At 73.0% G+C, this 23,026-nt stretch carries 19 protein-coding genes and 1 pseudogene; 7 read left to right on the top strand and 13 right to left on the bottom strand.

The features are described from left to right. Positions 1 to 65 precede the first annotated feature (65 nt). Both AC2RP6_RS36130 and AC2RP6_RS36125 read right to left on the bottom strand, forming a co-directional pair. A complete protein-coding gene (locus tag AC2RP6_RS36130) occupies positions 66 to 3,110 on the bottom strand; it encodes a DUF4132 domain-containing protein (protein WP_486450037.1) in 3,045 nt (1,014 codons plus the stop codon). 244 nt (positions 3,111 to 3,354) lie between these two features. Further along, the gene (locus AC2RP6_RS36125) at positions 3,355 to 4,257 is read right to left on the bottom strand and encodes a LysR family transcriptional regulator (RefSeq protein ID WP_486450036.1); all 903 of its coding nucleotides are present in this window, start codon (positions 4,255 to 4,257) and stop codon (positions 3,355 to 3,357) included. Positions 4,258 to 4,336: 79 nt separating this feature from the next. Between AC2RP6_RS36125 and AC2RP6_RS36120 the strand changes: the two genes are divergently transcribed. Both AC2RP6_RS36120 and AC2RP6_RS36115 read left to right on the top strand, forming a co-directional pair. Then, entirely contained in the window at positions 4,337 to 5,128 is a 792-nt protein-coding gene (locus tag AC2RP6_RS36120) for an SCO6745 family protein (RefSeq protein WP_486450035.1), read from the top strand. A gap of 294 nt (positions 5,129 to 5,422) precedes the next feature. Further along, positions 5,423 to 5,968: a GNAT family N-acetyltransferase gene (locus AC2RP6_RS36115; protein WP_486450034.1), complete on the top strand. Its 546-nt coding sequence runs from the start codon at positions 5,423 to 5,425 to the stop codon at positions 5,966 to 5,968. A 78-nt stretch (positions 5,969 to 6,046) separates the two neighbouring features. Here AC2RP6_RS36115 and AC2RP6_RS36110 read toward each other — a convergent pair whose 3' ends face one another. Next, positions 6,047 to 6,583, bottom strand: coding sequence for a hypothetical protein (locus AC2RP6_RS36110; protein ID WP_486450033.1), 537 nt, complete (start codon positions 6,581 to 6,583; stop codon positions 6,047 to 6,049). A gap of 304 nt (positions 6,584 to 6,887) precedes the next feature. Here AC2RP6_RS36110 and AC2RP6_RS36105 point away from each other — a divergent pair, with 304 nt between their 5' ends. Further along, positions 6,888 to 8,960: a SpoIIE family protein phosphatase gene (locus tag AC2RP6_RS36105; RefSeq protein WP_486450032.1), complete on the top strand. Its 2,073-nt coding sequence runs from the start codon at positions 6,888 to 6,890 to the stop codon at positions 8,958 to 8,960. Positions 8,961 to 9,134: 174 nt separating this feature from the next. Here the strand turns inward: AC2RP6_RS36105 and AC2RP6_RS36100 are convergent, their stop codons facing one another. From AC2RP6_RS36100 to AC2RP6_RS36085, 4 genes are all read right to left on the bottom strand, one after another. After that, positions 9,135 to 9,833 carry a sortase domain-containing protein gene (locus AC2RP6_RS36100; protein ID WP_486450031.1) on the bottom strand — a complete coding sequence of 233 codons (699 nt, stop codon included), beginning with the start codon at positions 9,831 to 9,833 and terminating at the stop codon, positions 9,135 to 9,137. Between the two features lie 142 nt (positions 9,834 to 9,975). Beyond that, positions 9,976 to 11,622, bottom strand: a complete 1,647-nt coding sequence (abc-f, locus tag AC2RP6_RS36095) for a ribosomal protection-like ABC-F family protein (RefSeq protein WP_486450030.1) — start codon at positions 11,620 to 11,622, stop codon at positions 9,976 to 9,978. 345 nt (positions 11,623 to 11,967) lie between these two features. Beyond that, on the bottom strand, positions 11,968 to 13,485 hold the full coding sequence (gene glpK / locus AC2RP6_RS36090) for a glycerol kinase GlpK (RefSeq protein ID WP_486450029.1): 1,518 nt from the start codon (positions 13,483 to 13,485) through the stop codon (positions 11,968 to 11,970). 132 nt (positions 13,486 to 13,617) lie between these two features. After that, a complete protein-coding gene (locus AC2RP6_RS36085; RefSeq protein WP_486450028.1) occupies positions 13,618 to 14,466 on the bottom strand; it encodes an MIP/aquaporin family protein in 849 nt (282 codons plus the stop codon). A 412-nt stretch (positions 14,467 to 14,878) separates the two neighbouring features. Here AC2RP6_RS36085 and AC2RP6_RS36080 point away from each other — a divergent pair, with 412 nt between their 5' ends. Next, entirely contained in the window at positions 14,879 to 15,301 is a 423-nt protein-coding gene (locus AC2RP6_RS36080; RefSeq protein ID WP_486450027.1) for a hypothetical protein, read from the top strand. Between the two features lie 45 nt (positions 15,302 to 15,346). Here AC2RP6_RS36080 and AC2RP6_RS36075 read toward each other — a convergent pair whose 3' ends face one another. The 5 genes from AC2RP6_RS36075 to AC2RP6_RS36055 all read right to left on the bottom strand — a co-directional run bounded on the left by AC2RP6_RS36075 (position 15,347) and on the right by AC2RP6_RS36055 (position 18,728). After that, complete coding sequence (locus tag AC2RP6_RS36075) at positions 15,347 to 15,580, bottom strand: DUF6479 family protein (protein WP_486450026.1); 234 nt, start codon at positions 15,578 to 15,580, stop codon at positions 15,347 to 15,349. A gap of 62 nt (positions 15,581 to 15,642) precedes the next feature. Further along, complete coding sequence (locus AC2RP6_RS36070; protein WP_486450025.1) at positions 15,643 to 16,029, bottom strand: DUF3618 domain-containing protein; 387 nt, start codon at positions 16,027 to 16,029, stop codon at positions 15,643 to 15,645. After that, complete coding sequence (locus AC2RP6_RS36065; protein ID WP_486450024.1) at positions 16,026 to 16,448, bottom strand: phage holin family protein; 423 nt, start codon at positions 16,446 to 16,448, stop codon at positions 16,026 to 16,028. The genes AC2RP6_RS36070 and AC2RP6_RS36065 overlap by 4 nt, the downstream gene beginning before the upstream one ends. Positions 16,449 to 16,534: 86 nt before the next feature. After that, positions 16,535 to 17,647, bottom strand: coding sequence for a YihY/virulence factor BrkB family protein (locus AC2RP6_RS36060; RefSeq protein ID WP_486450023.1), 1,113 nt, complete (start codon positions 17,645 to 17,647; stop codon positions 16,535 to 16,537). 82 nt (positions 17,648 to 17,729) lie between these two features. Further along, positions 17,730 to 18,728, bottom strand: a complete 999-nt coding sequence (locus AC2RP6_RS36055) for a magnesium and cobalt transport protein CorA (RefSeq protein ID WP_486450022.1) — start codon at positions 18,726 to 18,728, stop codon at positions 17,730 to 17,732. Between the two features lie 120 nt (positions 18,729 to 18,848). Here AC2RP6_RS36055 and AC2RP6_RS36050 point away from each other — a divergent pair, with 120 nt between their 5' ends. The 3 genes and pseudogenes from AC2RP6_RS36050 to AC2RP6_RS36040 all read left to right on the top strand — a co-directional run bounded on the left by AC2RP6_RS36050 (position 18,849) and on the right by AC2RP6_RS36040 (position 22,519). Next, positions 18,849 to 19,472 carry a flavodoxin family protein gene (locus AC2RP6_RS36050; RefSeq protein ID WP_486450021.1) on the top strand — a complete coding sequence of 208 codons (624 nt, stop codon included), beginning with the start codon at positions 18,849 to 18,851 and terminating at the stop codon, positions 19,470 to 19,472. A 53-nt stretch (positions 19,473 to 19,525) separates the two neighbouring features. Then, a pseudogene (locus tag AC2RP6_RS36045) lies at positions 19,526 to 21,749 on the top strand (catalase). Positions 21,750 to 22,144: 395 nt separating this feature from the next. Next, the gene (locus tag AC2RP6_RS36040; protein WP_486450020.1) at positions 22,145 to 22,519 is read left to right on the top strand and encodes a PRC-barrel domain containing protein; all 375 of its coding nucleotides are present in this window, start codon (positions 22,145 to 22,147) and stop codon (positions 22,517 to 22,519) included. A gap of 18 nt (positions 22,520 to 22,537) precedes the next feature. Here the strand turns inward: AC2RP6_RS36040 and AC2RP6_RS36035 are convergent, their stop codons facing one another. Beyond that, positions 22,538 to 22,972 (bottom strand): CBS domain-containing protein, encoded by a 435-nt coding sequence (locus tag AC2RP6_RS36035; RefSeq protein ID WP_486450019.1) that lies wholly within the window; start codon positions 22,970 to 22,972, stop codon positions 22,538 to 22,540. Positions 22,973 to 23,026 lie beyond the last annotated feature (54 nt).

Here is a 23,026-nt window from a genome sequence, read left to right as displayed (position 1 = left end):
CCGCACCGTCTCATACATCGCCGGCACCCCGTCCGACACGGTGAGGCTCCCCCGCACGTTCGCGATCACGCCGCCCGTTCTCGGCGGAGGGGTGAGAGTCTGCGGAGCGTTTCCTGCCAGGTCTGGCACCAGAGCGCTCCCTGCACGATGCCCAGGGCCCGCGAACGGCAGGAGTCGTCCGCGAGGGGCGGCAGGGTCTTGTCCATCAGGGGCAGGAAGTCGTCCGCGAAGGCGGACCCTTCGCGGAAGTCGACGTACCGGCTCCGGCGGGTGGCCGGCTCCACGGCGTACACCTGCGCGTGGCGGTGCCGCACGGTGGCGTCCGCCGAGTCGAGCAGGTCCCGCGCGTGGTCGGTGGTGACCTCCCGCAGGCCGCATCCGGTCCTCCGGTCAGGGTCGTGGCCGTCGGCGGGGCAACCGGTGCGCAGGGTGTCCGCCAGCAGGGCGGCCGGTTCGACGGCGAGTGCCTCACGGACGGGGGCGTCGAAGGGCCGCGCGGCGCCGGCGACGACGACGAACGGTTCCACATGGAGCAGCAGGTCCTGGAGGGCGGCCAACTGGCCCTCCCCGCCCGCCCGCAGGCGCAGCGCGCGCTCGTCGAGGATCCCCGACATCAACTCCCGCAGCGGTTCCACGGCGGCCACCCGCCGGGTGACCTTCGGGAACGGGGTCAGCCGGTGGCGGGTGACGGTGTATCCGAGGCTGCCCCGCACTGCGCCGGTCAGTTCGTCGCGGATCCCGTCCCGGAAGGCGGGGTCGGCCAGTACGGGCTCGACGCCGTCGGTCCCGCGCCGCTGGATCCACTGGAGGGCGTGTACGCGCTGGTCGTCCGGCGGCGCGCCGAAGGGCATGCCGACCCGTTGCATCAGGGCGAGCAGTCCGAGGTCGACGCCCACGCCCCAGAAGTCGCCCCCCAGTGTTCTGGTCTGCAGTCCGAGCAGGGGCTCCCGGGTCCGCCCGGCCTCGCGCAGGCGGGCCGCCACCGCCGCCACCACCGGCTCCAGGCCGGCGACGGGCAGCCGCAGTCCGGCGTACTGCCGGAGGAGCAGCGTCAGCCAGTCGTTCGCGGCCTCCGCCGATGCGCCGGCGTGCTGCTCCGTCCCGCCCGTGAACCGCTCCAGCAGCTCCGTGCGGGCCAGCAGGGCCAGCCAGGCCTCGGCCGCCGCGGTCTTCGCGGCCGCCGAGGAGCCGCTGGGTTCGGGCAGGTGGGTCCGCAGGTGCTCGGCCGTGTCGGGGTGCTCGGCCAAGTCCCGCTCCAGCGGTGCGGCCCATGCCTCCCACACGGCCGCCGTCGCCTGCCGCAGTCCGCCGCGCCTCAGCAGCAGGTGGAAGGTCTCCGTGGTGGCGTCGTCGGCGGGCGGCGGGGCACCGCCCGGCCCGTCCGCCAGCTCCACGGCGAAGGAGGCGGGGACGGCTCCCTCCCTTCGGCACCACTCCAGGACGAGCCGGCGGTGTTCCTCGTAGGCCTCGCTCGCCGACGAGCGTGCGGCGATGTCGTCCCGGTGCTGCCGCAGCAGTTTCCCGTCGACGACGCCGAGGGCGGCGAACTCCGAGACCAGCTCGCGCAGCGCGGCCTCGTCGATCCCGCCGCGCTGCTTCTCGGCGGCCCGAGCCGCCACGTAGAGGGGCCGGGCCATGGCGATGCTGCCCGCGGCGACCAGGAGGCGTGCTCCCTCATCGAGGGCGTGGGGCAGGAGTTCGGGGTGGGCGGCCGTCAGTTTGGCCAGGCCCGCCCGGAGTTGGGTGGCGGCCCGGCCCGGTTTGGAAGCGGCCGTCCTCGCGCAGGTGCGCAGGGGAGCGAGCAGCGCCATCGCCTGCCGTGCCAGGCCGGGGTGCGCGTCGCAGACCCTGGACAGGAAGTCCAGCGGCCGTACCGCCGTCCTGCCGACGGGCGTGGCCCCTTCCGCGGCCGGCTCCAGGCCCAGCGCCCGCGCCACCGCGTCATGGGCGCCGACCGCACGTGCCACGACGAGCCGGACGAACCACGCGCCGTCGCCCAGCGAGGCGGACGCGTAGCGGCGGGCGGTGAGGGGTTCCTCGTCCGGACCGGCGGGGGCGCCGGTCAGCACGGCGCCCGCGTCGAGGAGCTGCGACGCCCCGGCGGGCCGCCGCGGCTGCGGGGGCCCGGCCTGTGGTGCGCCCGCCGCCGCGTACGCGGCGCAGGAGACGAGGAAGGACTGGTAACCCGAGGAGGCGTCGGCGGGCAGGGGCGCGCCCGCGCGGCCTTCCGCCGGATCCCGCTCGTCGTAGAGGGAGGCGAGGGCCCCGATGCCCTCCGACCAGACGGGTCGGGGCACGGCGTCGTAGGTCCCCGTCCCCTGCCGTCCCCGGCCGTCGGTGAACCAGAAGTCGTGCAGGCTCACCGGCGCCGCGGGGCCCTGGTGGCGCAGGTCGGCCACCAGGGCGTGGCTGCTCCCCCGGTCCCGAAAGGTGAAACGGGCCCGCTCCCCGCCGACGCGTCCGCCGAACCGCGCCACCAGGTGGTCGAACCGGGCGCCGGTCCCGTAGCCGGCACCGTGGAAGACGGTGATGCCCTCGCGGGTGTTGGCGGTCCCTCCCGTGGACGGTGCGGGCTCCGGGGCCGGTGAGCAGTCCGGGCGCACGTACACCGCGCGGTGCAGTTGCTCGATTCCCTGTCCGCCGCCGAGTCGTTCCAGCAGTCCGCGCCAGCGGTCCAGGAGCCCGGTGCCACGCGGGTCGAGGAGCACCGGGTGCGGAAGGACGACGAGGGCGTCGTCCAGCTCGCGTTCCCCGTCGAGGCCCGTCACGAGCAGCGGGCCGCCCGGGCGCGGCGCGATACCCGTGAGCACCCCGGCGCGCCGCACGTCCGGTCCTTCCGGGGCGATGACGGCGTGGTGCAGGGCGCGCCGCCAGTACGGGTCGGGCCACACCTGTCGTATCAACTCCGCGGGCACGGGAAGGGACTCGGTCATCCACCGCTCGGCGGTCGACAGCGTCCGGTCGGCGTGGTCGGCGATCCAGTCGGCGAGGGCGGTCAGTTCGCGCACGACCGGGTCGTCCCTGAGCGCGGGCGGCACCTTCTTCAGCTCACGTCCGGCCGCCGTGCGGCAGCGGAGCACGGGCTTCGGCCCGCTCCCGAGATCGAGCATGACCTCGTGGCCCCCGGCAGCCCTCCATGCAGTGGTCGGACCCATCGTGTACCCCCGTCGTGCATCGGTGCCCGCGCTCCACCCGTCAGGCCCTTCCAACGTACCGGGAGCCACTGACAACACCCGGGCCGGCCGGGCGGCGCCGGGGACCGGCCCCGGCGTGGGCCGGGCGGCCCCCGGCGTCCCGTGCGGATGCGGGTGCGGTCGGGGGGCCATGGTGAAGATCCATGCGGCCACTCCGGGGTCAGGCGGTCCGGGCGTCCCGGGCGGCCGTGCGCAGTGCCGTGATGACGGCGGTGGTGGTCGGGTTGGGGTTCTCGGTGTGCCGCGTCGCGGCGAAGAGGAGGCGGTGGATCGGATGGTCCGCGATGGGGACCGCGCGGATCCCGGGTGTGGCCGGATCGATGGCCGTGCGGGGGACCAGCGCGGTGGCGAGGCCGGAGCGGGCGAGGGTGAGCTGGGCGGCGATGTCGGCGGTGACGTAGCGGGGCGCGGGGGTGAAGCCGGCTCGCTGGAAGCCTTGTTGGACGGCCTGGCCGCATTCCGTGCTCGGCGGGGGTACGGCGAGCGGCCGCGTGGCAAGCTCCCGCAGGGCGACGGGCCGGTCGTCGCCGTGGCCGGCGGCCGTGACGACGAGCAGGGGATCGTCGAGCAGGGGTGAGACGGCGATCCCGCGGGGGGTGGTGTCGGGCACGTGGTGGTAGCGCTGTCCCAGCACCACGTCGACGGTACCGAGCGCGAGTTCACGCAGTTGCGCCTGGTCGGTGATGGCGCAGGTCACCGCCAGCCGGGGGTGGCGCGCACCGAGAGCGGTGAGGGCGGGGGCCACGATCCTGGTGACGGTGGACGGGAGCGCGGCGAGCGTGGCCGTGGCTCCGACCGTGCCCTTGACCGCGGCCATGGCGCTTTCGGCCTCCTCCACGGCCGAGAGGATCCGGTCGGCGTGTTCCAGGAGGATCCGGCCGGCCTCCGTGAGCGCGACGGTCCGCCCGTCGGGGCGCAGCAGGTCGACGCCCACCTCGCTCCTCAGGGCGGCCAGTTGCTGGGAGACGGCACCGGCGGTCAGCGCCAGGGAGTGCGCGGCAGCGGTGATGGAGCCACGGGCGGCGACGGTCCTGAGCATGTGCAGGCGGCGGACATCGAGCATGACTCGATAGTGCAGCTAAAGGGTCCTGTCAGGAAAGATCCCCTTGACCTGCCGAGTCGTGGTGGCCGATCTTCGGGCCATGGAAATCTCTCGCTGTCCGGCCGCTGTGGCGCGCCCCCTGCACGATTTCGGTGACGAGTTCATGTCCGACGGGGCGACCGCCGCGATCGGGGTGCGGCACGGGTTCGCCCCGGGCCGCGGTTTCTACTGCCGCGGACGTTTCGGAGTACTCGGAGAGGCACCGGTCGCGGTGGTGCAGGCGGTACAGGGCTTCCTCGGGCCCGGTCTGGTGACGACGGGGTGGCTGGCGGGGCGGCCCGTGATGCCCGCGGAGGACGCCGCCGCCTGCTACGCGCAGGCCGTCCGCGCCTGGGGACGCGCGCACATCGCCGCAGACGTCGACGTCGAACGCTTCAACCACCTGGCGCAGCGGCTGATCGATGCCGCCGACCCCGACGCGCTGCCGCTGTTCGCCGGCTGGCGTGCGCAGCCGTGCCCCGGGGACGACCCGGTCGGCGGGGCCATGCAGCGGGTCCACGTGCTGCGGGAGCACCGGGGCGCCTGCCATCTGGTGGCGGTGCGCAGGTGCGGGTTGAGCGCCCGGGCTGCGATGGTCGTCAACCTCGGCGTCGAACAGGCGGCCCGTTACGGCTGGCCCGATCCGCAGCCCGTCGACGCGGATGCGCTCCCGCGGTGGCAACGCGCCGAGCGGATGACCGACGAACTGCAGCTACCGCTCTACGCCGCCCTGACCGGGCGCCAGCGTGCCGAGTTCGCCGCCCTCGTCGAGACGCTGACCGCCTCGGACCGGACCGAGGCCGCCGTCGCCGGCCCGGCAACGCATCCGCTCCCCACAGTCGTTGACGGGTGACGGCGTCCGTCCGGGCGGGGTGGGGTCGGCAGGCCCGTCGGGCGTTCCGGCCCGGCCCCGCGAACGGCCAGGACGGCCAGGACGGTTACCGCCGCCCGCTCCCGCCGGTGCACCTCGGCGGAGCCGCGCGCCACGGGTCACGGCGTCGGAGTTCCACTCCGCCGGCGCGCCGGCGGGCACGGCGTGGACGGCCGCGCGCCGCTGCGGCACCCGCCCAGCTGCGCGGCAGGATGCGGGCCGTCGCGGTCCTCGGACGCCGTCGCACTGTCCGTGCCGGCTGGCATGCTCCTCCCCATGACGGTTGACGGCCTGCCCCGACTCGCCCAGATCACCGACGTCCAGGAGGTCGCTCCGCTCTTGCGGCAGCAGCTGGTCGACTGCTGGATCGAGGTCACCGACTCGGGTGGCGCCGCCGGGTTCCCCTTCCCACCCGTCGACCGCGGCCGGGTGGCACCGGTCGCGGACGAGCTCCTCCGCCGTCTGCATCCGCGGAGCAGCCGGCTCGTCACCGCCGACTTCGACGGCGTGCTCGCCGGATGGGTCGTCCTGCGGCGTGATCCCGGCCGGCTCGTCGGGCACTGGGGCACGGTCCACCACCTCCAGACCCGTCCGCGGTTCCGTCGCCGCGGAGTCGCGTCCGCCCTCATGCGGGAGCTGCGGAGGGTCGCCCGCGAGGACCTGGGGCTCGAACAGCTGCACCTCGCGGCACGGGGAGGAGAGGGGCTGGAGGACTTCTACACCGGCCTCGGCTGGCGCGAGGTGGGCCGCTGGCCCGGCGCCCTGCGCCTCGCCCCCGACGACACCCGCGACGAGGTACTGATGCTCCTCGACCCCCTCTGACCATCCGCCGGGCCTCCTCCCGGTACGGGACCGGGAGGAGGCCGGGCGTCGGGCGGGGGGTCGGCGCGGTGGTACGGGTCAGCGGAAGAGCATGGACGCGTCCCCGGCCGGGGTGGTCACGGAGCCCGGGCACAGGAAGCTGCCCGAGGCCTTGGTGGCGGTGAAGGCCCGGTTGACGTACTTGCGGCTCGTGCCGTCGCGGTCCCACACGATGTTCGTCGCCTTGTAGCGGCAGGAGATGAAGCTCTGCCTGCCGGTGATGTCGATCAGATCGGTCCGGGCCGTGCCGGCCGCGTCGTCGAAGGTGAAGGCCGGGTTGTTGTTGAGGGTGGCGGCGATACCGCCGCCACAGGCGAGATTGCCTCCGGGTGTGTTGATCGTGGTGCGGTCGACGGTGAGGGCGCTCGGGGCGGCGGCGCTGGTGCTGCCGTTCGTCCAGCTGCAGCTGTTGCCGGCGACCACCATCACGCCGTCGACCTTCTGGTCGGCGGCCCGGGCGGAGCCCTGCGCGAGGGCGGTGCCGGTACCGGCCAGGCCCGCCGCGACGACGAGTGTCGCGATTCCGGCGGCGCGTGCGAGTCGTGTGGTGCGGGAGACGGGCGGGGTGTGCCTCATGGGTCGCTCCTCCATGCCACGGACTGGTGGGGGTGGGCGAGGCGCCGGGGCGTGCCGGAGCCCACCGGTCAGGCGGGACTTCGCGGACACGACCCATGCCTCTCAGGGGGTGCGGAGTGCGTGCCGGGAGCGTCCCACAGCCACCTCGAAGTGTCAGGAGCCTGTCAGGTGCATGGCGATATTTGGCTGGAATTACCGGTCGGTAGGGACTGCCGCGGGAGATCCACGGGCGGGTTCGCCCATGAGGTCGGCCTCCCGGATGACGGGCACAATGAGGGGAGACCTCGACGAAGGGGGACCCCAGATGGCATCGGACCGGCCCGGGGGTGCGGACGCCGACGCCCCCGGTCCGATCCGGTCCGAGCCGGGGTCCCTCCTGGAGCACGTGCCCGTCGCCGTGTTCGGCCTGGACGACCAGCAGCGGGTCCGCTTCTGGGGGCCGGGCGCGCGCAACCTCTTCGGCCACGGGCCCGACGAGATCCTTTCCCGGCCCGCCTCGCTACTCTTCCCCGACCCGGCCCCCGGCACCCCCGGCGGCGCCGCTCAGCTGGTGGAACGCGGTCTGAGCCTGGGGTACTGGAGGGTCCGGATGCCCGCCCGGCACCGCGACAGCGGCGTCTTCGACTGCGGGTTCCGGGTGTTCCCGGTGACCGGTCCGGCCGGCGACCGCGTCGTCATGGGTCTGGCCAGCAGGGGCGACGAACTCGACCGGGTGAAGACGAACCTCGCCTTCCTCGACGCGCTGTTCGAGACCTGCCCGATCGGCCTCGTCATGCTCGACGAGGAGCTGCGCTACGTCCACCTCAACCAGGTGCTGGCCGACATGGACGGGCTCCCCGTGCGGGAACACCTGGGCCGGCGGATGACCGACATCATGATCACGTCGGACGGGGGCGAGTACGAGCGGATGCTCCGGGCGGTGGCCGAGAAGGGACGTCCCCTCGTCGGGGCGCTGGTCGGGCTGCGCACCCCGGGCCGTCCCGACCGCGACCAGGTCCGTTCCGTGAGCTTCTTCCCGCTGAGCGGGGCGGGAGACACCCGGCAGGGCGTGGGCGGGCTCCTCGTCGACGTCACCGACCGCGAGCAGGCCCTGCTCGAAGCGACGGCGGCGCGGCAGCGGCTGGACCTGCTGGACCGCGCGTCGGCCCAGGTCGGTACCACCCTGGACCTGGAGGTCACCGCCCGGGAGCTGATCGACGCCGTCATGCCCGACTTCTGCGACGCCGCCGTCGTGGAGATGGTCCAGTGGATGTACGAGGACATGCCGTTCGACCCGGAGCTGCCCCTGACCACCCGCCGGATCGCCACCGGCACCGTCCTGCCGCCGCCGGCGCCCGAGCTGGTCGGCGGCCTGGAGCGGGTCACGTATCCGCCGGGGTCCGGCATCCACCAGATGCTGAGCAGCGGCCGTCCGCTGCACGTCGTCGTCGACGAGGACTTCGCCACCCGCACGGCCGCCCACCAGGACCGGGCGCGCCTGCTGCTCGACAGCGGGCTGGGCGGCATCGTCATCGCCCCGCTCATCGCGCGGGGCACGGTGCTGGGCATCGCGATGTTCGGCCGGTCCGCCGACCGTACGCCCTTCGCGGACCAGGACGTCACCCTCGCCGGCGAGCTGGCCTCGCGCGCCGCGCTGTGCCTGGACAACGCGCGCCTGTACGGCCGGGTCCAGGACATCGCGCTGACCCTCCAGCGCGCCCTGCTGCCCAGCGCCGTGGCGTCGGGCGTCCACGTGAGCGTCGCCCACCGCTACCTCCCGGGCAGCCGGATCACGGAGGTCGGCGGGGACTGGTACGACGTGATCAACCTGCCCGGCGACCGGGTCGCGCTGGTCGTCGGGGACGTCATGGGGCACGGCGTACCGGCCGCCGCGTCGATGGGCAGGCTGCGCATCACGGCCAAGGCCCTCGCCGCCCACACCCGCACCCCGGAGGCGCTGCTCGCCGAACTCGACACGTGCGCGCAGGACTCCGGCATCCAGCTGGCCACCTGCCTCTACCTCGTCCACGACCCGCACACCGGCCGCGCCCGCATCGCGAACGCAGGCCATCCGCCGGCCCTGGTACGCCTCCCCGACGGCACCGTCGAGACCGTCGGCGAGGGGCTGGGGATCCCGCTCGGGGTGGGCGGCGTCCCCTTCCGGTCGGCCGCGCTCGACCTGCCGGAGGGCGCGGTGCTCGCCCTGTACACGGACGGCCTCATCGAGGCGCGCGGCCAGGACATCGAGGCCGGTCTGGACGCACTGCGGGAGCAGCTCCGCACGGTGACGGGCCCCCTGGAGGAGGCCGCTGACCGCATCATCGCCGGCCTGCTGCCCGCCGAGGCCACGGACGACACGGTCCTCGTCCTGGCCCGCATCCACCGCGCCCCCGGCTAGGTCCTGTCGTCAAAGTGGCGCCGGTCAGGCCCGCGGTGTCCGGTGCCGTGCATCGCAAGGCGGAGGGGCGCCCGAGTACTGGACGTACGTGGGCGCCCCGACAACGCGGCGAGGTGCGGTGCCGGGCGCCGCGGGCCAGGTGCAACTTTGACGACAGGGCCCAGGGTGCCGGGGTCAGGGGGTTTTGGTGGTGCGGAGGATGCCGATCTTGTCTATGCGGTGTTCCGGGTTGCCCTGGGGGTCGCTCCAGAAGTTGCCTTCGGCGTGGTCCTCCGGGGTGGCGCAGGTCGAGATCGTGATCATGGCCCGGGTGGGGGTCGTGCCGGGGGAACCGGGGACCGCCGCGCGCTGTTCCTCCAGTGAGCGCGCCGAGCGGAAGGACGTCTTGCGGGTCGCGACGATCTCGTAGGTGTACTCGACCCCGCCCGCGGTCACGCGGACCGTGTCGCCCGTGCCGACGGCGGGCAGCTTCCGCAGCGGGCCGCCGGCCGACAGGCGGTGTGCGGTGACCAGATAGTTCCCGACCTGGCCCGGGCCGACCCCGCCGCCCTCGCCGTACGGGCTGGCCGCGAGCCCGCGGTCCTGGATGCGGGTGCCGGGCACGTCGTCGGTGGTGCCTTCGTACGGGACGACGCGCAGCCCGGATACACCCGCCGAGGGAATCGACAGCGTCGACTCCTGGGTGCGGACGTCCACCGGGGCGGGCGGGAGCGCGGCGGGAGCGGAGGCGACGGACGCCGTGGTGGCCACCGCCACCGGCCGCGGCGGGGCGGCGGGGCCGGCGGCGGCCGAGGGCTGGCAGGCCGCCAGCAGGGCGGTGACGGCTCCGGCCAGCACGACGGGAACGGCGCGGGAGGGGAACGTCAGGGACATGGGCGCATCCGTGGGGGTCGGTCGCCCGGGTCGAGCGGCAGGTGGGTGACCCGGTTGTCGGCCAGGGTGACATACGGAGCAAGAAGTCCATAAGGGTCCCGGTCTGTGACCTCCCTCCCCCGACCTCCCTCCCCCGCGCCCGTCACCCTCGGCGGCCTGCCCGCAGTTCCAGGCGGGCGCCCGGGAAGCGGTGGCGGAAGTCCCGGTCGTGGGAGACCGCTACCACCGCTCCGGGATATGCCGCGAGGGCCGTCTCCAGGTCCTCCACCAGATCCAGCGCGATGTGGTTCGTCGGCTCGTCCAGGACGAGGAGGTCCGCCGGCCGGGTCACCAGGTTCGCGATCTGGAGCCGCCGCTGCTGCCCGGCGGACAGCACCGCGACGGGGACGTACAGGTCCTCCTCACGGAACAGACCCAGCGCGAGCAGCCGGTCCGCGTACTCCTCCGGCGGGCCCGGCCGCCCGGCCGCGAAGGCGGCGAGCAGCGGGAGCCGGGTGGCGCGGGCGGGCAGCTCCTGCGCGAGGTAGCCGATCCGGGCGGGGCGACGCACCGACCCCGCGTCCGGCTCCAGGTCCCCCGCCAGCACGCGCAGCAGGGTGGTCTTGCCGGCCCCGTTCCCGCCCGTGACCAGCAGCCGCTCCCCCGGCCCGACGGTGAGCGGGCCGTCCAGACGCAGCCTCCGCCCCACCGTCACGTCGGCGAGCTCGGCGAGCGGGCCACCGGCGTGCCGGTCCCCGTCCGCCGCCGGCAGGGCCGCGGTGAACCGCAGGGGTTCCGGTGGCGCCGGCACCGGGTTGCGCCGCAGGTGGTCCAGCCGCTCCCGGACGGCCCGGACCCGGCCTCCGAGCTTGGCCTCGTGCGAGCGGCGGTGTTTGCCGAAGCCCTGTCGCGGGTCCCCGCCCGTGGTGGCCAGGCGTTTCGCGGCCGCCGCGAGGAGTTCCTCGGTTCCCGCGACGTCGTCCAGCCAGTCCGCGTACTCCTGCCGGGCACGGCGGCGGGCGGCGGCCTTCGCGGCGCGGTATCCGGCCCAGCCGTCGCCGTACCGGCGCACGGTGCGCGCACCGCGGTCGACTTCGAGGACGGTGGTGGCGATGCGCTCCAGGAAACCGCGGTCGTGGGTGACGGCAACGACCGTCCCCCGGTGCGCGCGCAGGTGCTCCTCGAGCCAGTGGACGGCTGCGGCGTCGAGATGGTTCGTCGGCTCGTCGAGGAGCAGCAGCTCGGGCGCGGCGGCCAGCACGCAGGCGAGGGCCAGCCGTGACCGTTCACCGCCGGAGAGCGAGCCGAGGGGACGGTCCCGGGTGGTCCCGGCGAGCCCGAGACCGTGGAGGGCGGCGTCGACGCGGGCGTCCGCCTCGTAGCCGCCGCGTTCCTCGTACGCGGTCAGCAGCTCGCCGTAGGCGTCGAGTTCGTCGGCGCGGGCACCGGCCAGGTCCCGCTCCGCCGCGCGCAGCCGGCGCTCCATGTCACGCAGGTCCGCGAGGGCGAGGTCGACCGCGTCCTGCACGGTGTGGTCCGGGTCGAGGTCGAGGGTCTGGGCGAGGTGGCCGGTACCGCCCGGGAAGCTGACGGTGATCTCGCCCGTGTCGGGCGGCTCGGCCGCGGCGAGGAGTCGCAGCAGGGTGGACTTGCCGGAGCCGTTCTCGCCGATGACGGCGGCCCTCTCGCCGGGGCGGACGGTGAAGGAGACCTGGTCGAGGACGGTACGGGTGCCGTAGGACTTGGTGACGTCCTTGACGGACAGCTGCGCCACGGCAGCGGGCACGGCGGTGTGGGCGCGTTCGCGCATGGGGCTTCCCCTGGTGAGGTGGAGGGTTTCCTGGCGGCGGAGGGCGGCGGGCGCCGCCGTGCCGGCATCAGGGGAAGCGGTGGAAGTGCATACGCCGACCATAGCAAGACGATGCGTATCGTCTCAATCGATTTACGTGCCCCACCGTGCGCCACCGTCCCCCAGCGTGCCCGGCGCACGGCCGCGCCGCGCCCCGGAACAGCGAGGGGGCGCGGCGCGGGACGGCACACGGGACACGGGACACGGGGACACGGGACGGGGACACGGGACGGGGACACGGGACACGGGACACGGGACACGGGACACGGGACACGGGACAGCAGGTTGTCCGAGCGGGCGGACGGGCTATTCGACCTTGGCCCAGTCGAGCGTGCGCTCCACCGCCCGCTTCCAGCCCTCGTACCCTTCGGCGCGCCGCTCCTCGGACCACTGCGGGTCCCAGCGCTTGGACTCCTGCCAGTGCGTGCGCAGTTCGTCCGTGTCCCGCCAGAAGCCGGTGGCCAGGCCGGCCGCGTAGGCGGCGCCGAGCGCCGTGGTCTCGGCGACGACGGGTCGGCTGACCGGTACGCCCAGGACGTCGGACTGCGTCTGCATGCACAGGTCGTTGGCGGTGACACCGCCGTCGACCTTGAGCACGTCGAGGTGCACGCCCGAGTCCTGCTCCATGGCTTCGACGACGTCGCGGCTCTGGTAGCAGATCGCTTCCAGCGTGGCCCGCGCCAGGTGGCCGTTGTCGTGGTAGCGGGCGAGGCCGACGATCGCGCCGCGGGCGTCGGAGCGCCAGTACGGGGCGAACAGGCCGGAGAAGGCGGGGACGAAGTAGATGCCTCCGCTGTCCTCGACCGTCCGGGCCAGTCGTTCGCTCTCACCGGCGTCGGTGATGATCTTCAACTGGTCGCGCAGCCACTGCACGGCGGAGCCGGTGACCGCGATGGAGCCTTCGAGGGCGTAGATCGCGGGGCTGTCGCCGAACTGGTAGGCCACGGTGGTCAGCAGGCCGTGCTGCGAGCGGACCAGTTCCGTCCCGGTGTTGAGGACGAGGAAGTTGCCGGTGCCGTAGGTGTTCTTCGCCTCGCCGGGTGCGAAGCAGACCTGGCCGACGGTGGCCGCCTGCTGGTCGCCGAGCACGCCGGTGATGGGGATGGCCTCCCGCAGCGGCCGGGAGGTGCGCGTGCGTCCGTACGCCTCGGGATGGGAGGACGGGTTGATCGTGGGCAGCATGGACCGGGGGATGTCGAAGAAGCCGAGGAGCTCGTCGTCCCAGTCGAGGGTCTCCAGGTCCATGAGCATGGTGCGGCTGGCGTTGGTGACGTCGGTGGCGTGGACGCCTCCGTCGGGGCCTCCGGTGAGGTTCCACAGCACCCAGCAGTCGGTGTTGCCGAAGAGGGCGTGCCCCTGCTCGGCCGCTTCGCGCACCCCGTCGACGTTCTCCAGGATCCACTGGATCTTGCCGCCGGAGAAGTAGGTGGCCGGGGGGAGTCCCGCCTTGCGGCGGATGACGTCGCCCTGGCCGCCGCGCTCCAGGGCGGCGGCGATGGAGTCCGTCCGGGTGTCCTGCCAGACGATCGCGTTGTAGTACGGGCGCCCGGTGCGGGGGTCCCAGACGACGGTCGTCTCGCGCTGGTTGGTGATGCCGACGGCCGCCAGGTCGGAGGCGTCGAGGTTGCCGTGCCGGAGGGCGTTCTGGATCACCGAGTTGGTGCGTTCCCAGATCTCCACCGGGTCGTGTTCGACCCATCCCGAGCGGGGGAGGATCTGCGAGTGCTCCAGTTGGTGCCGCGCCACCTCGTTGCCGGCATGATCGAAGATCATGAAACGGGTGCTCGTGGTCCCCTGGTCCACTGCGCCGACGAAGTCAGCCATGGGGTGCCGCCTTCTCTTGAGGATGCCGTGTGTGCGGGCCGAGGCCCGGACGGGTCCGTGGAGCCGGTACGGAACCACGGACCCGGGACCGGCCGGGACGGACGGGCCGTGGCGCGTCCGTCCCGGGTGCGGTCAGCCCTCTTCCGGTGCCGGTACCCGTCCGGGAGGCTCCGGTTCGGCGTCCGGCAGGAACCGGCCGATGAGGAACTTGTAGGCAGCTGCTCCGAGCACGCCACCGATGAAGGGGCCGATGATCGGGACCCAGAAGTAGAGGTTCCCGTACTGATCTCGCCAGGCCCCGCCGTAGCCGGTGAGGAAGCTCGCCAGGCGGGGGCCGAGGTCACGGGCCGGGTTGATCGCGTAACCGGCGTTGGTGCCCCACGCCATGCCGATGGCCACGACGATCAGGCCGACGATGAAGGGGGCCAGGTTGGCGCCGGGGGGTGTGCCCAGCAGGTCGGTGACGGCGAAGATCAGGAACAGCAGGAGGGCGGTGCCGATGATCTGGTCGCGCAGCGCGCCCCACTCGGTCACCGGCAGGTTCGTGTTCCCGTTGGCCGGGAGCGTGGAGAAGACGCCCTGCGTCTTGATGGTGTGACCGGGGTCGGCCTTGGCCAGCGCCTCGGTGTAGTTCCATCGGACGAGCAGGGCCGCCACGAAGGCTCCGGCCAGCTGGGCCAGCGCGTAGGGGGCCACCTTCTTCCACGGGAAGCCCTTGAACGCGGCCAGCGCGACGGTCACCGCGGGGTTGAGGTGTGCACCGCTCAGCCTCGCCGCGACGTATACGCCCAGGGTGACGCCGAGACCCCAGGCCCAGGCGATGCTGTCGTGGTTGCCGAGACCGCCCGCGGGGTCCGTGAGGGCTCCGCCGGCGACCACCTGGGCCACCACACCACAACCGAAGAGGATAAGGATCATGGTGCCGGCGAATTCGGCGAAGAGTTCGCCGACCAGACCCGATCTATGGAGGCGCTCCGTCATGGGTGCCCTTTTCCGCCGGGCCGAAGGCCGGCTTCGACTGCCCCGAGTCCTCTGTCTGACCGCAGCGCGCAATGCCCCGCGCGTGAAGCCCGTCCGGCCTGACGCAGCGCACATGCCCGTGTGCGGGTACATCCATATTCCTCTTCCCCCCGCCTCCGCGCTCCTCAACGGGAGCCGTACGGGGCGTGACAGGGCCCGGCCGGGGTGACTACAGGCGCCGGCCGGGCCCTGCGTGCGCGGGATTCCGAGGAGTCCTGTTCCCACGCTGACACAGGCGACTACATTCCGCATCCTTTCGACTACTCCACGCGAAGGGGCGGGGTGGGCGCCATGCGCCGGGGTCAAGGCCAGCAGCACGGGTAGGTGCCTGCCGAGTCCGGCGGACCGTCCGGGCCCGGAGCAAGGAGCGACCATGATCCTCATTCTCGGACTCGTCATTCTGCTCGCGGCCGTCGTCGTCGGGATGGCCGGGGTGTTCGGCAATACCGGCGCCGGTCACGAGCTGGGCGCCGGCGGGGACTTCTCCGTTTTCGGCTATCACGCCACGGGCTCCACCGGCTCCCTGTTCCTGACCGGAATGATCGTGGGGGCCGTGGCCCTGCTCGGCCTGGTCCTGGTCATGGTCGGCGCACGACGCTCGGCCCGCCGCTCCGCGCGGGCCCGGCGGGATCGGGTCGCCGCCCGCCGCGAGCCGGCCGCCGCCGAGCCCGGAGCCGAGCCCGTACGCGACGACGGGGGCGCGGCGGGCGCCGGTACGGAGGGCGCCGGGCCGCCTGCCGACGACGCTCCCCGCCGACGGGGCCACTGGTTCGGTCACCGGACGGCGCATCGGTGAGGGAGCCAACCCCGGAACGGCCGTCCGGCCCCTCGTCCGCTCGGGTCAAGCGCGGGGCCCGGGGCCGCCGGCGTCATCGCCCTGCGGGGTCTGCCAGGAGTCCTCGCGGCCGCGCGCCACGGGATTCTGGTCGGCCGGCCCCGCGGGAGCCCGGCGCCGCGCCGCACGTCGGCTGCCGTACCAGAAGGCGGCGATCAGCAGAACGGCCACCGCCACTCCGGCCATGATGAGGAACAGGGCTCCTTGGCCCTCGGCTGCGAGAAACTCGGTGTGCGTCATGGCCCCCGCCTACCCGCGATCACCGCATCTACGAGCCCGTTGCACGGGCTCGCCACCGGCTTTCACCGGCATGCGCGACCGCGCCGCACCAGCAGGACGACGAGCAGCGCCGCGCCGGCCACGAGCAGCGGCTTGTGGTGGGCGCGTGCCGTCGTCGCGATCCGGTCCGCGGCGTCCCGGACCGGGTCGGGCGTGGCGTCGTGGACCAGCTGCGCCGTGTGCGCGGCCTTCTCGTGGAGCCGGTCGGTGACCTGGGCCGTCTTCTCCTTGGCCTGTGCCGTGACGTCGGCCTTGCCCACCAGCGCCTCGATGGTCTGACCGAGTTCGTCCCGCGTGCGCTCGACCCGTTCGCGCAGCTCGTCGGGGGTGGGGGTGCCGATGTCGGTTCGGTGCCCGCCGGACGTGCCGGGAGTGTCGGGAGTATCGGGTGTGCCCGGTACGTCCGTCATCGGTGTGCCTTCTCCCTCATCTCGGCCAGGTCGGCCTTCACGCTGTCGATGGTCTGCTCCGGTACCGGGGAGCCGGCCCGGGCCACCTGCTTCTTGCCCGCCAGGGCCGTCACCGCGGCCGCCGCGGCCAGCGCCGCCGTGATGATCAGGGCCGCCGCCCACAGTGGCAGGACCACTGCGAGAGCCGCGATACAGGTCGCCGTCAGGGCCTGGGCCGCCAGGAATCCCAGCATGCCCGCCGCGCCGAAGAGGCCGCCGCCCTTTCCGAAGCGCTTCCCCTTCTGCGCCATTTCCGCCCGCGCCAGTTGCATTTCCTCGCGGACGAGTTCCGACATCTGCCGGGAAGCCCGCGAGACGAGAACGCTCACGGATTCGTCGGCGGCGGCGCTGCTGTGGGTCTGCCGTTCTATCGTGCTCATACGGAGCCTCCCCTTCACGATGCACGTGTCACTGTCGAGGGGCGCCTACCCGGTAAACGCAGGGGCACCCGTGCCACCCGTTCGGATCAGCAGTTCATACGGCGACGGTCCTCGGAATTCCACGCGCGGGTGTCGCGGGGCCGCACATAGGGCTCCTCCCCCTTGGGCAGTCCGCCGGCCGTCGCGCGCTGGCGGGCCAGTTCCGCGTCGAACTCCAGGCCGAGGAGGACGGCCAGGTTGGTGATCCACAGCCAGACCAGGAAGACGACGACACCCGCGACGGTTCCGTAGGTCTTGTTGTAGGAACCGAAGTTCGCGACGTAGAACGCGAAACCGGCGGAAGCCGCCAGCCAGATCAGCAGGGCCAGCAGGCTGCCCGGCGTCACCCACGAGAAGCCACGGCCCTTGGCGTTCGGCGCCGCCCAGTACAGGAGCGCGATCATGACCGTGACGAGGAGCACCAGGGCCGGCCATTTCGCGATCGACCACACGGTCAGCCCGATGTCGCCGACGCCGAGGGCGTCGCCCGCCTGACGGGCCAGACGACCGGTGAAGACCACGATCAGCGCCCCGGCGCAGGCGAGCACCATGAGCGTGACGGTGAGCGCGAGGCGCAGCGGCAGCACCTTCCACACCGGGCGGCCCTCGGGTACGTCGTAGACGGCGTTCGCGGACCGGATGAACGCGGCGACGTAGCCGGAGGCGGACCACAGCGCCACGACGAGGCCGACGACGGCCATGAGCGATCCGACGCCGCTGCGGCCCTGCAGTTGCTCGACCGCGTCCGTGAGCACGTCCCGGGCGGAGCCGGGAACCAGCTGCTGCACGTTGTCGAGCACCCGCCGGGCCGTCGACTCACCGGCGAGGCCCAGCAGTGACACGAGGACCAGGAGCGCGGGGAAGATCGCCAGCACGCCGTAGTAGGTCAACGCCGCGGCCCGGTCGGCCAGCTCGTCGTTGCCGAATTCCCTGGCCGTTCCGCGGAAGACCGCTTTCCACGAGCGGGCGGGCAGCTCGGTGGGCTCGTCCGGGGCGCGTTCCTCGACCAGCGGGCCCGGGCCGGCCCCCGACTCCCTCCCGGAGCCGGCCCGTTGGGGGTCCTGTGCCCGGTCCTGGTCACGCTCGCGCTCGCCGCGGTCCTCGCTGCTGGGCCCGCTGTTGTTCCCGCTGCCGCGGCCCTGGTTCGGTGGAGTTCTCATACCGTGCGGCTGTCCAGCGCGGCGCCGGTCATGTCAGTGCGGCCCGGGGCAAAACCGGGCCGGTACCGGTCTCCGGTCCTCCTCAGAGCCATCCATTGCGGCGGAAGGCGCGGTAGAGCAAGCCGGACGCGGTCGCCATGAGGCCGACAGCGAGCGGGTAGCCGTAGCTCCAGCCCAGTTCCGGCATGTGCTCGAAGTTCATCCCGTACACGCCGGCGACCATGGTGGGGATCGCGAAGATCGCCGCCCAGGCGGAGATGCGCCGCATGTCGTCGTTCTGCCAGGTGCCGACCCGAGCCTGCTGGGCGCCGAGAACGGCGTTGAGCAACTCGTCGAGGGTCCGCACCGTGGTCTCGGTGCGGTGCAGGTGGTCGGCCACGTCGCGGAAGTAGGGGAGGACCTTCGAGGGGTGGCGCTCCTCGCCGTTCAGACTGCTCAACAGGCCGGTCAGGACCGGGACCAGCGGCTGGACGGCGTCCCGGAACTCGCGCACCTCCCGTTTGAGGGAGTAGATGTCCTCGGTGTGGTCGACGCGGGAGGCGGAGAAGACGCGGTCCTCCAGCCGCTGCAGTTCGGCGCGCACCGTCTCGGCGGCCTCGCTGTAGGCGTCGACGACGACGTCGAGTACGGCGTGCAGGACCGCGAGGGGGCCGGACCGCAGCATGGACGGGTCGGCCGCCAGCCGGTCGGCCGCCTCGGCCGTCGGGTCCACCGCGCCGTGCCGGACGGTGAGGACGTAGCGGGGCCCGACGAAGAGCATCAACTCGCCCGTCTCCACGGCCGCTTCCTCCTCGACGTACCAGAGGGTCTTGAGGGCGACGGCCTGTACGTCGCCGAAGCGCTCCCGCTTCGGCCGCTGACCCGCCTGGAGGGCGTCCTCGACGGCCAGGCGGTGCAGGCCCAGCAGTTCGGCCAGCTGGCCGAGTTCCCCTTCGGCCGGGTCCACGAGACGCACCCAGCCGAATTCGCCGCCGTCGAGTTCCCGCAACCGCTTCAGCACCACCCTGCAGGCCTCGTCGTCCAGGCCGCACTCGACGGTCTCCGACCGTCCGGACAGTTCCTCGTACACCACACATTCCATGGATGGCGCCTGCCCGGAATTCCTCGCGGTGTGCGGTCACGCCCGGCCACCGATCAAGCCAGAAGGGATTTATCGCAATACTTGCGACATCAAAGCCGGGGTCGGGGGTAGCCGGACACCATGGACCCCAACAAGCACACTCCGCTCCGCGCTGTCGCGCTCGTCTGCACCCTTACCCCCTCCCCCGCCCCGTCCAGCTCCCAGCTGCTGGCGGAGCAGACCATTGCGGCGCTCGCCGACCACGGGGTGACGGGGAAGGTGATCCGCATCGCCGACCATGACGTGAAACCCGGCGTGCAGACCGACATGGGCGACGGCGACGCCTGGCCGGAGATCCGCGACACCGTCCTGGGCTCCGACATCCTGATCCTGTCGACGCCGATCTGGCTCGGGCATCCCTCCAGCACCGCCCAACGGGTCCTGGAACGCCTCGACGCGGAGATCTCCGAGAGCGACGACGAGGGCCGCATGCTGACCTACGGCAAGGTCGCCGCGGTCTGCGTCGTCGGCAACGAGGACGGCGCGCACAAGGTCAGCGCCGACCTCTTCCAGGGTCTCAACGACGTCGGTTTCTCCCTCGCACCGAACGCCGTCACCTACTGGGTCGGCGAGGCCATGCAGGGCACCGACTACCAGGACCTCGACAAGACGCCCGAGAAGACCGCGACCACGACGGCCACGCTCGCCGCGAACACGGCCCACCTGGCCCGTCAGCTCAAGGGCGCCTCCTACCCGGCGAGCTGACCCGTGACCCTCGCCCCCGTGCACGGCCCCCGGCGGCCGCAAGGAGAACGATCATGACGCAGAAGCACGCACCCAAGGACGACCTGCCCGGCAAGCCGGGCCCCGTACCGCCGCCCCTGTCCGAGCCGACGGAGCCCGCCGAGCCGCTCCCGCCGAAGGCCGACCAGGACGGCCCGGCCACCGTGAGCCCGACCGGGCAGGCCACGGGGGCGGAGCAGGAGAGCGTGGCGCAGGGCGGCGCGTACCTGACCACGGCGCAGGGGGCACGGCTGCCCGACACCGATCACTCGCTGAAGGCGGGGGCGCGCGGTCCGGTCCTCCTGCAGGACCACCACCTGCGCGAGAAGATCACGCATTTCGACCACGAACGCATACCGGAGCGGGTCGTGCACGCGAGGGGCGCCGCCGCGCACGGGGTGTTCCTCGGGTACGGGACGGCCGGCGAGGTGTCGAAGGCCGCGTTCCTCGCCAAGGACGTGAAGACCCCGGTCTTCGTGCGGTTCTCCACCGTCCTCGGCTCCCGGGGCTCCGCCGACACGGTGCGCGACACCCGCGGCTTCGCCACGAAGTTCTACACCGAGGAGGGCACCTTCGACCTGGTCGGCAACAACATCCCGGTGTTCTTCATCCAGGACGCCATCAAGTTCCCCGACATCATCCACGCCGGCAAGCCGCACCCGGACCGGGAGATCCCGCAGGCGCAGAGCGCGCACGACACGTTCTGGGACTTCGTCTCCCTGCACACCGAGGCCACGCACCACACCCTCTGGAACATGTCCGACCGCGGGATCCCCAGGTCGTACCGGATGATGGAGGGCTTCGGCGTCCACACCTTCCGCATGGTCAACGCGGCGGACGAGAGCGTGCTGGTCAAGTTCCACTGGAAGCCGAAGCTCGGCGTGCACTCCCTGGTCTGGGAGGAAGCGCAGATGATCTCCGGCACGGACCCGGACTTCCACCGACGGGACCTCTTCGACGCCATCGAGGCGGGGGCGTTCCCCCAGTGGGAGCTGGGCGTCCAGGTGTTCCCCGACACCCCCGAGCAGACCTTCGAGGGCATCGACCTCCTCGACCCCACCAAGATCGTGCCCGAGGAGCTTCTCCCCCGTTCAGCCGATCGGGCTGATGACCCTGAACGCCAACACCAAGAACTACTTCGCGGAGACCGAACAGGTCGCCTTCCACCCCGGCCACCTGGTGCCGGGCATCGACGTCACGGACGACCCGTTGCTCGCCGGCCGGCTCTTCTCCTACCTCGACACGCAGATCAGCCGGCTCGGCGGCCCCAACTTCGCACAGATCCCCATCAACAGGCCGCACGCCCCCGTCAACGACATGCTGCGCGACGGGATGCACCAGAGCGCCGTGCACACGGGCACCGCCCCCTACCGGCCCAACAGCCTCGACGGGGGCTGCCCCTTCCTCGCCGGCTCCGACACCGCGGCGTTCGTCGAGACGCCCGTACGGGTCCCGGAGGCGTCCAAGGTCCGTGAGGCTCCTGCCTCGTTCTCGGACCACTTCACCCAACCGCGCCTGTTCTGGCTCAGCATGTCGCCGCCGGAGCGCGAACACATCGTCGCCGCCTACACCTTCGAGCTGAGCAAGTGCTACGAGCAGACGATCAGGGAACGCCAACTGCAGGTCCTGGCGAACATCGACCCGCAGCTGTGCGAGCAGGTCGCCGCGGGGCTCGGGCTGCCGGCTCCGGCCGCCGACGTACCGCTCGTCGAGGTCGCCCCCAGCCCCGCACTCTCCCAACTGGGCAGTACGTGGCCGACGGACGGCCGGGTGATCGGCATCGTCGCCGACGCCGGGGCCGACCTGGACGGCGTACGGTCCGCGCAGCGGGCCGCCCTGGACGCGGGCATGGTGCCGCTGGTCGTCGGGCCGACGGGCGGGGCGCTGGATCCCGACGGGGACCCGGTCACCGTGCAGCGGACCTTCGCCGGGGCCCGGTCCGTCGAGTTCGACGCGATCCTGCTGGCCGGGGTACCGGAGGCCGGGGCCGACGCGTACGGCGCCCGCGACGCGAAGGCCGGCACGGCGCGGCCCCCCGAGGCGCCCGACCCGCGCGTGCTGCTGCTCGTGACCGAGGCGTACCGGCACGGCAAGGCCATCGGCGGCTGGAACGGTGCGGAGCGGCTCCTGACGTCGGCCGGCATCACGGCGGACGAGCCGGGTGTCGCGGTCGCCGACAGCGGTACGGTGGCCCTGGACGCGCTCAGGGCGGCACTGAACGAACACCGGGCCTGGGAGCGCTTCCCCACCGCCTTGTGAGGCACGCGGTACGACCCTGGTCGCGCACGGTCGCGGTCGGGGTCGTCCCGTCGCCCGGCCCACCGGTCCCTCGGTGTGGGTGAAGCCGGGCACGTGGCCGGCGGTGGAGGCGACGATGACGCGACCGTGAGGAGACATGGCGGTGCCCCGGCCACGCGGTGGCGGGGGGGGGAGGCCACCACGCGGCTCGGGTCCGCTCGGGGGGTCCGCGCCGCTCACCGCCGCGGACCCCCGTGCAGACGCTTATGGCCCGCATTCGTCGGCCCAAACACTCGAAGTGCGAACTTCTTTTCCCCGCGTGGCGCGGGCTCCCGCGGGCAGGCGCGCCCTCGACGGGGATCCCCCGCACTGCCCGGGATCCCGCCGCGCCGTTCCGAACGAAGGAGTTGTCCCGCATGGCCGAGAGCGCGCAGAACGTATGGGCCTACCGCACCGGCATCGACTACCTGGCGGCCGACCTCACCGGCTACGGGGTCGAGGCGCTCGACGGCGCCGTCGGCAAGGTCGACCAGCACTCCGACGAGGTCACCGACGCCTATCTCGTCGTCGACACGGGCGTGTGGATCCTCGGCAGGGAGGTGCTGCTGCCGGCGGGCCTGGTGATCCGCATCGACCACACGGCGCAGAAGGTCTACGTGGACCGGACGAAGGACGAGATCAAGGCCGCCCCGGAGTTCCGCCGGGACGAGCACCTCGGCAACGCCGGACATCGCGAGGCCCTGGGCACGCACTACCTCTCCGGCATGCCGTTCGGCCTCCCGCCGGCCTGACGGCGCCACCGCGGACGGTCACCGTCGGCGCGCCTCCCCCTCGGCGGCCGCCGCGATGGAGGCGAGCGGCGACCCCGGGTCCCGCTCGACCTCCAGGTCGCCCAGCGTGACGATGCCGACCAGCTCACCGCTCCCGGTCTGCACGGGCAGCCGCCGCAGCGCGTACCGGCGCATGAGGTCGACGGCCTCGTCGACGTGGTCGTCGGGACCGACCGTACGCGGTTCGGTACTGCATATCGCCTGCACCGTCGTCGCAGCGGGGTCGCGGTCCTCCGCGAGCGCGCGGACGACGAGGTCCCGGTCCGTGAGGATGCCGCACAGCCGCCCCCCGTCGACGACGAGAACGTCTCCGATCCCGGCGTCGCGCATCACCCGCGCCGCTTCCGCCAGTGTCGTCAGGCGCTCCACGGTCACCGGGTCGCGCGTCATCACCTCGTGCACTCGTCGGGTCATCGGTCCTCCCGATGGTCGGAGCGGCCGTGCGTCACGGCCCCCGGCACGGCACCT

It is taken from the genome of Streptomyces sp. WAC03905 (assembly GCF_057371075.1).
Note: the sequence above shows the minus strand (reverse complement) of the source record. Positions and strands in the feature narration are given on the sequence as shown.

Bases quoted from the DNA above. Each gene is read 5' to 3' on its own strand.
- AC2RP6_RS36130 (WP_486450037.1), bottom strand. From the start codon at position 3,110: ATGCTCGATCTCGGGAGCGGGCCGAAGCCCGTGCTCCGCTGCCGCACG.
- AC2RP6_RS36125 (WP_486450036.1), bottom strand. From the start codon at position 4,257: ATGCTCGATGTCCGCCGCCTGCACATGCTCAGGACCGTCGCCGCCCGT.
- AC2RP6_RS36120 (WP_486450035.1), top strand. From the start codon at position 4,337: ATGGAAATCTCTCGCTGTCCGGCCGCTGTGGCGCGCCCCCTGCACGAT.
- AC2RP6_RS36115 (WP_486450034.1), top strand. From the start codon at position 5,423: ATGACGGTTGACGGCCTGCCCCGACTCGCCCAGATCACCGACGTCCAG.
- AC2RP6_RS36110 (WP_486450033.1), bottom strand. From the start codon at position 6,583: ATGAGGCACACCCCGCCCGTCTCCCGCACCACACGACTCGCACGCGCC.
- AC2RP6_RS36105 (WP_486450032.1), top strand. From the start codon at position 6,888: ATGGCATCGGACCGGCCCGGGGGTGCGGACGCCGACGCCCCCGGTCCG.
- AC2RP6_RS36100 (WP_486450031.1), bottom strand. From the start codon at position 9,833: ATGTCCCTGACGTTCCCCTCCCGCGCCGTTCCCGTCGTGCTGGCCGGA.
- abc-f (WP_486450030.1), bottom strand. From the start codon at position 11,622: ATGCGCGAACGCGCCCACACCGCCGTGCCCGCTGCCGTGGCGCAGCTG.
- glpK (WP_486450029.1), bottom strand. From the start codon at position 13,485: ATGGCTGACTTCGTCGGCGCAGTGGACCAGGGGACCACGAGCACCCGT.
- AC2RP6_RS36085 (WP_486450028.1), bottom strand. From the start codon at position 14,466: ATGACGGAGCGCCTCCATAGATCGGGTCTGGTCGGCGAACTCTTCGCC.
- AC2RP6_RS36080 (WP_486450027.1), top strand. From the start codon at position 14,879: ATGATCCTCATTCTCGGACTCGTCATTCTGCTCGCGGCCGTCGTCGTC.
- AC2RP6_RS36075 (WP_486450026.1), bottom strand. From the start codon at position 15,580: ATGACGCACACCGAGTTTCTCGCAGCCGAGGGCCAAGGAGCCCTGTTC.
- AC2RP6_RS36070 (WP_486450025.1), bottom strand. From the start codon at position 16,029: ATGACGGACGTACCGGGCACACCCGATACTCCCGACACTCCCGGCACG.
- AC2RP6_RS36065 (WP_486450024.1), bottom strand. From the start codon at position 16,448: ATGAGCACGATAGAACGGCAGACCCACAGCAGCGCCGCCGCCGACGAA.
- AC2RP6_RS36060 (WP_486450023.1), bottom strand. From the start codon at position 17,647: ATGAGAACTCCACCGAACCAGGGCCGCGGCAGCGGGAACAACAGCGGG.
- AC2RP6_RS36055 (WP_486450022.1), bottom strand. From the start codon at position 18,728: ATGGAATGTGTGGTGTACGAGGAACTGTCCGGACGGTCGGAGACCGTC.
- AC2RP6_RS36050 (WP_486450021.1), top strand. From the start codon at position 18,849: ATGGACCCCAACAAGCACACTCCGCTCCGCGCTGTCGCGCTCGTCTGC.
- AC2RP6_RS36040 (WP_486450020.1), top strand. From the start codon at position 22,145: ATGGCCGAGAGCGCGCAGAACGTATGGGCCTACCGCACCGGCATCGAC.
- AC2RP6_RS36035 (WP_486450019.1), bottom strand. From the start codon at position 22,972: ATGACCCGACGAGTGCACGAGGTGATGACGCGCGACCCGGTGACCGTG.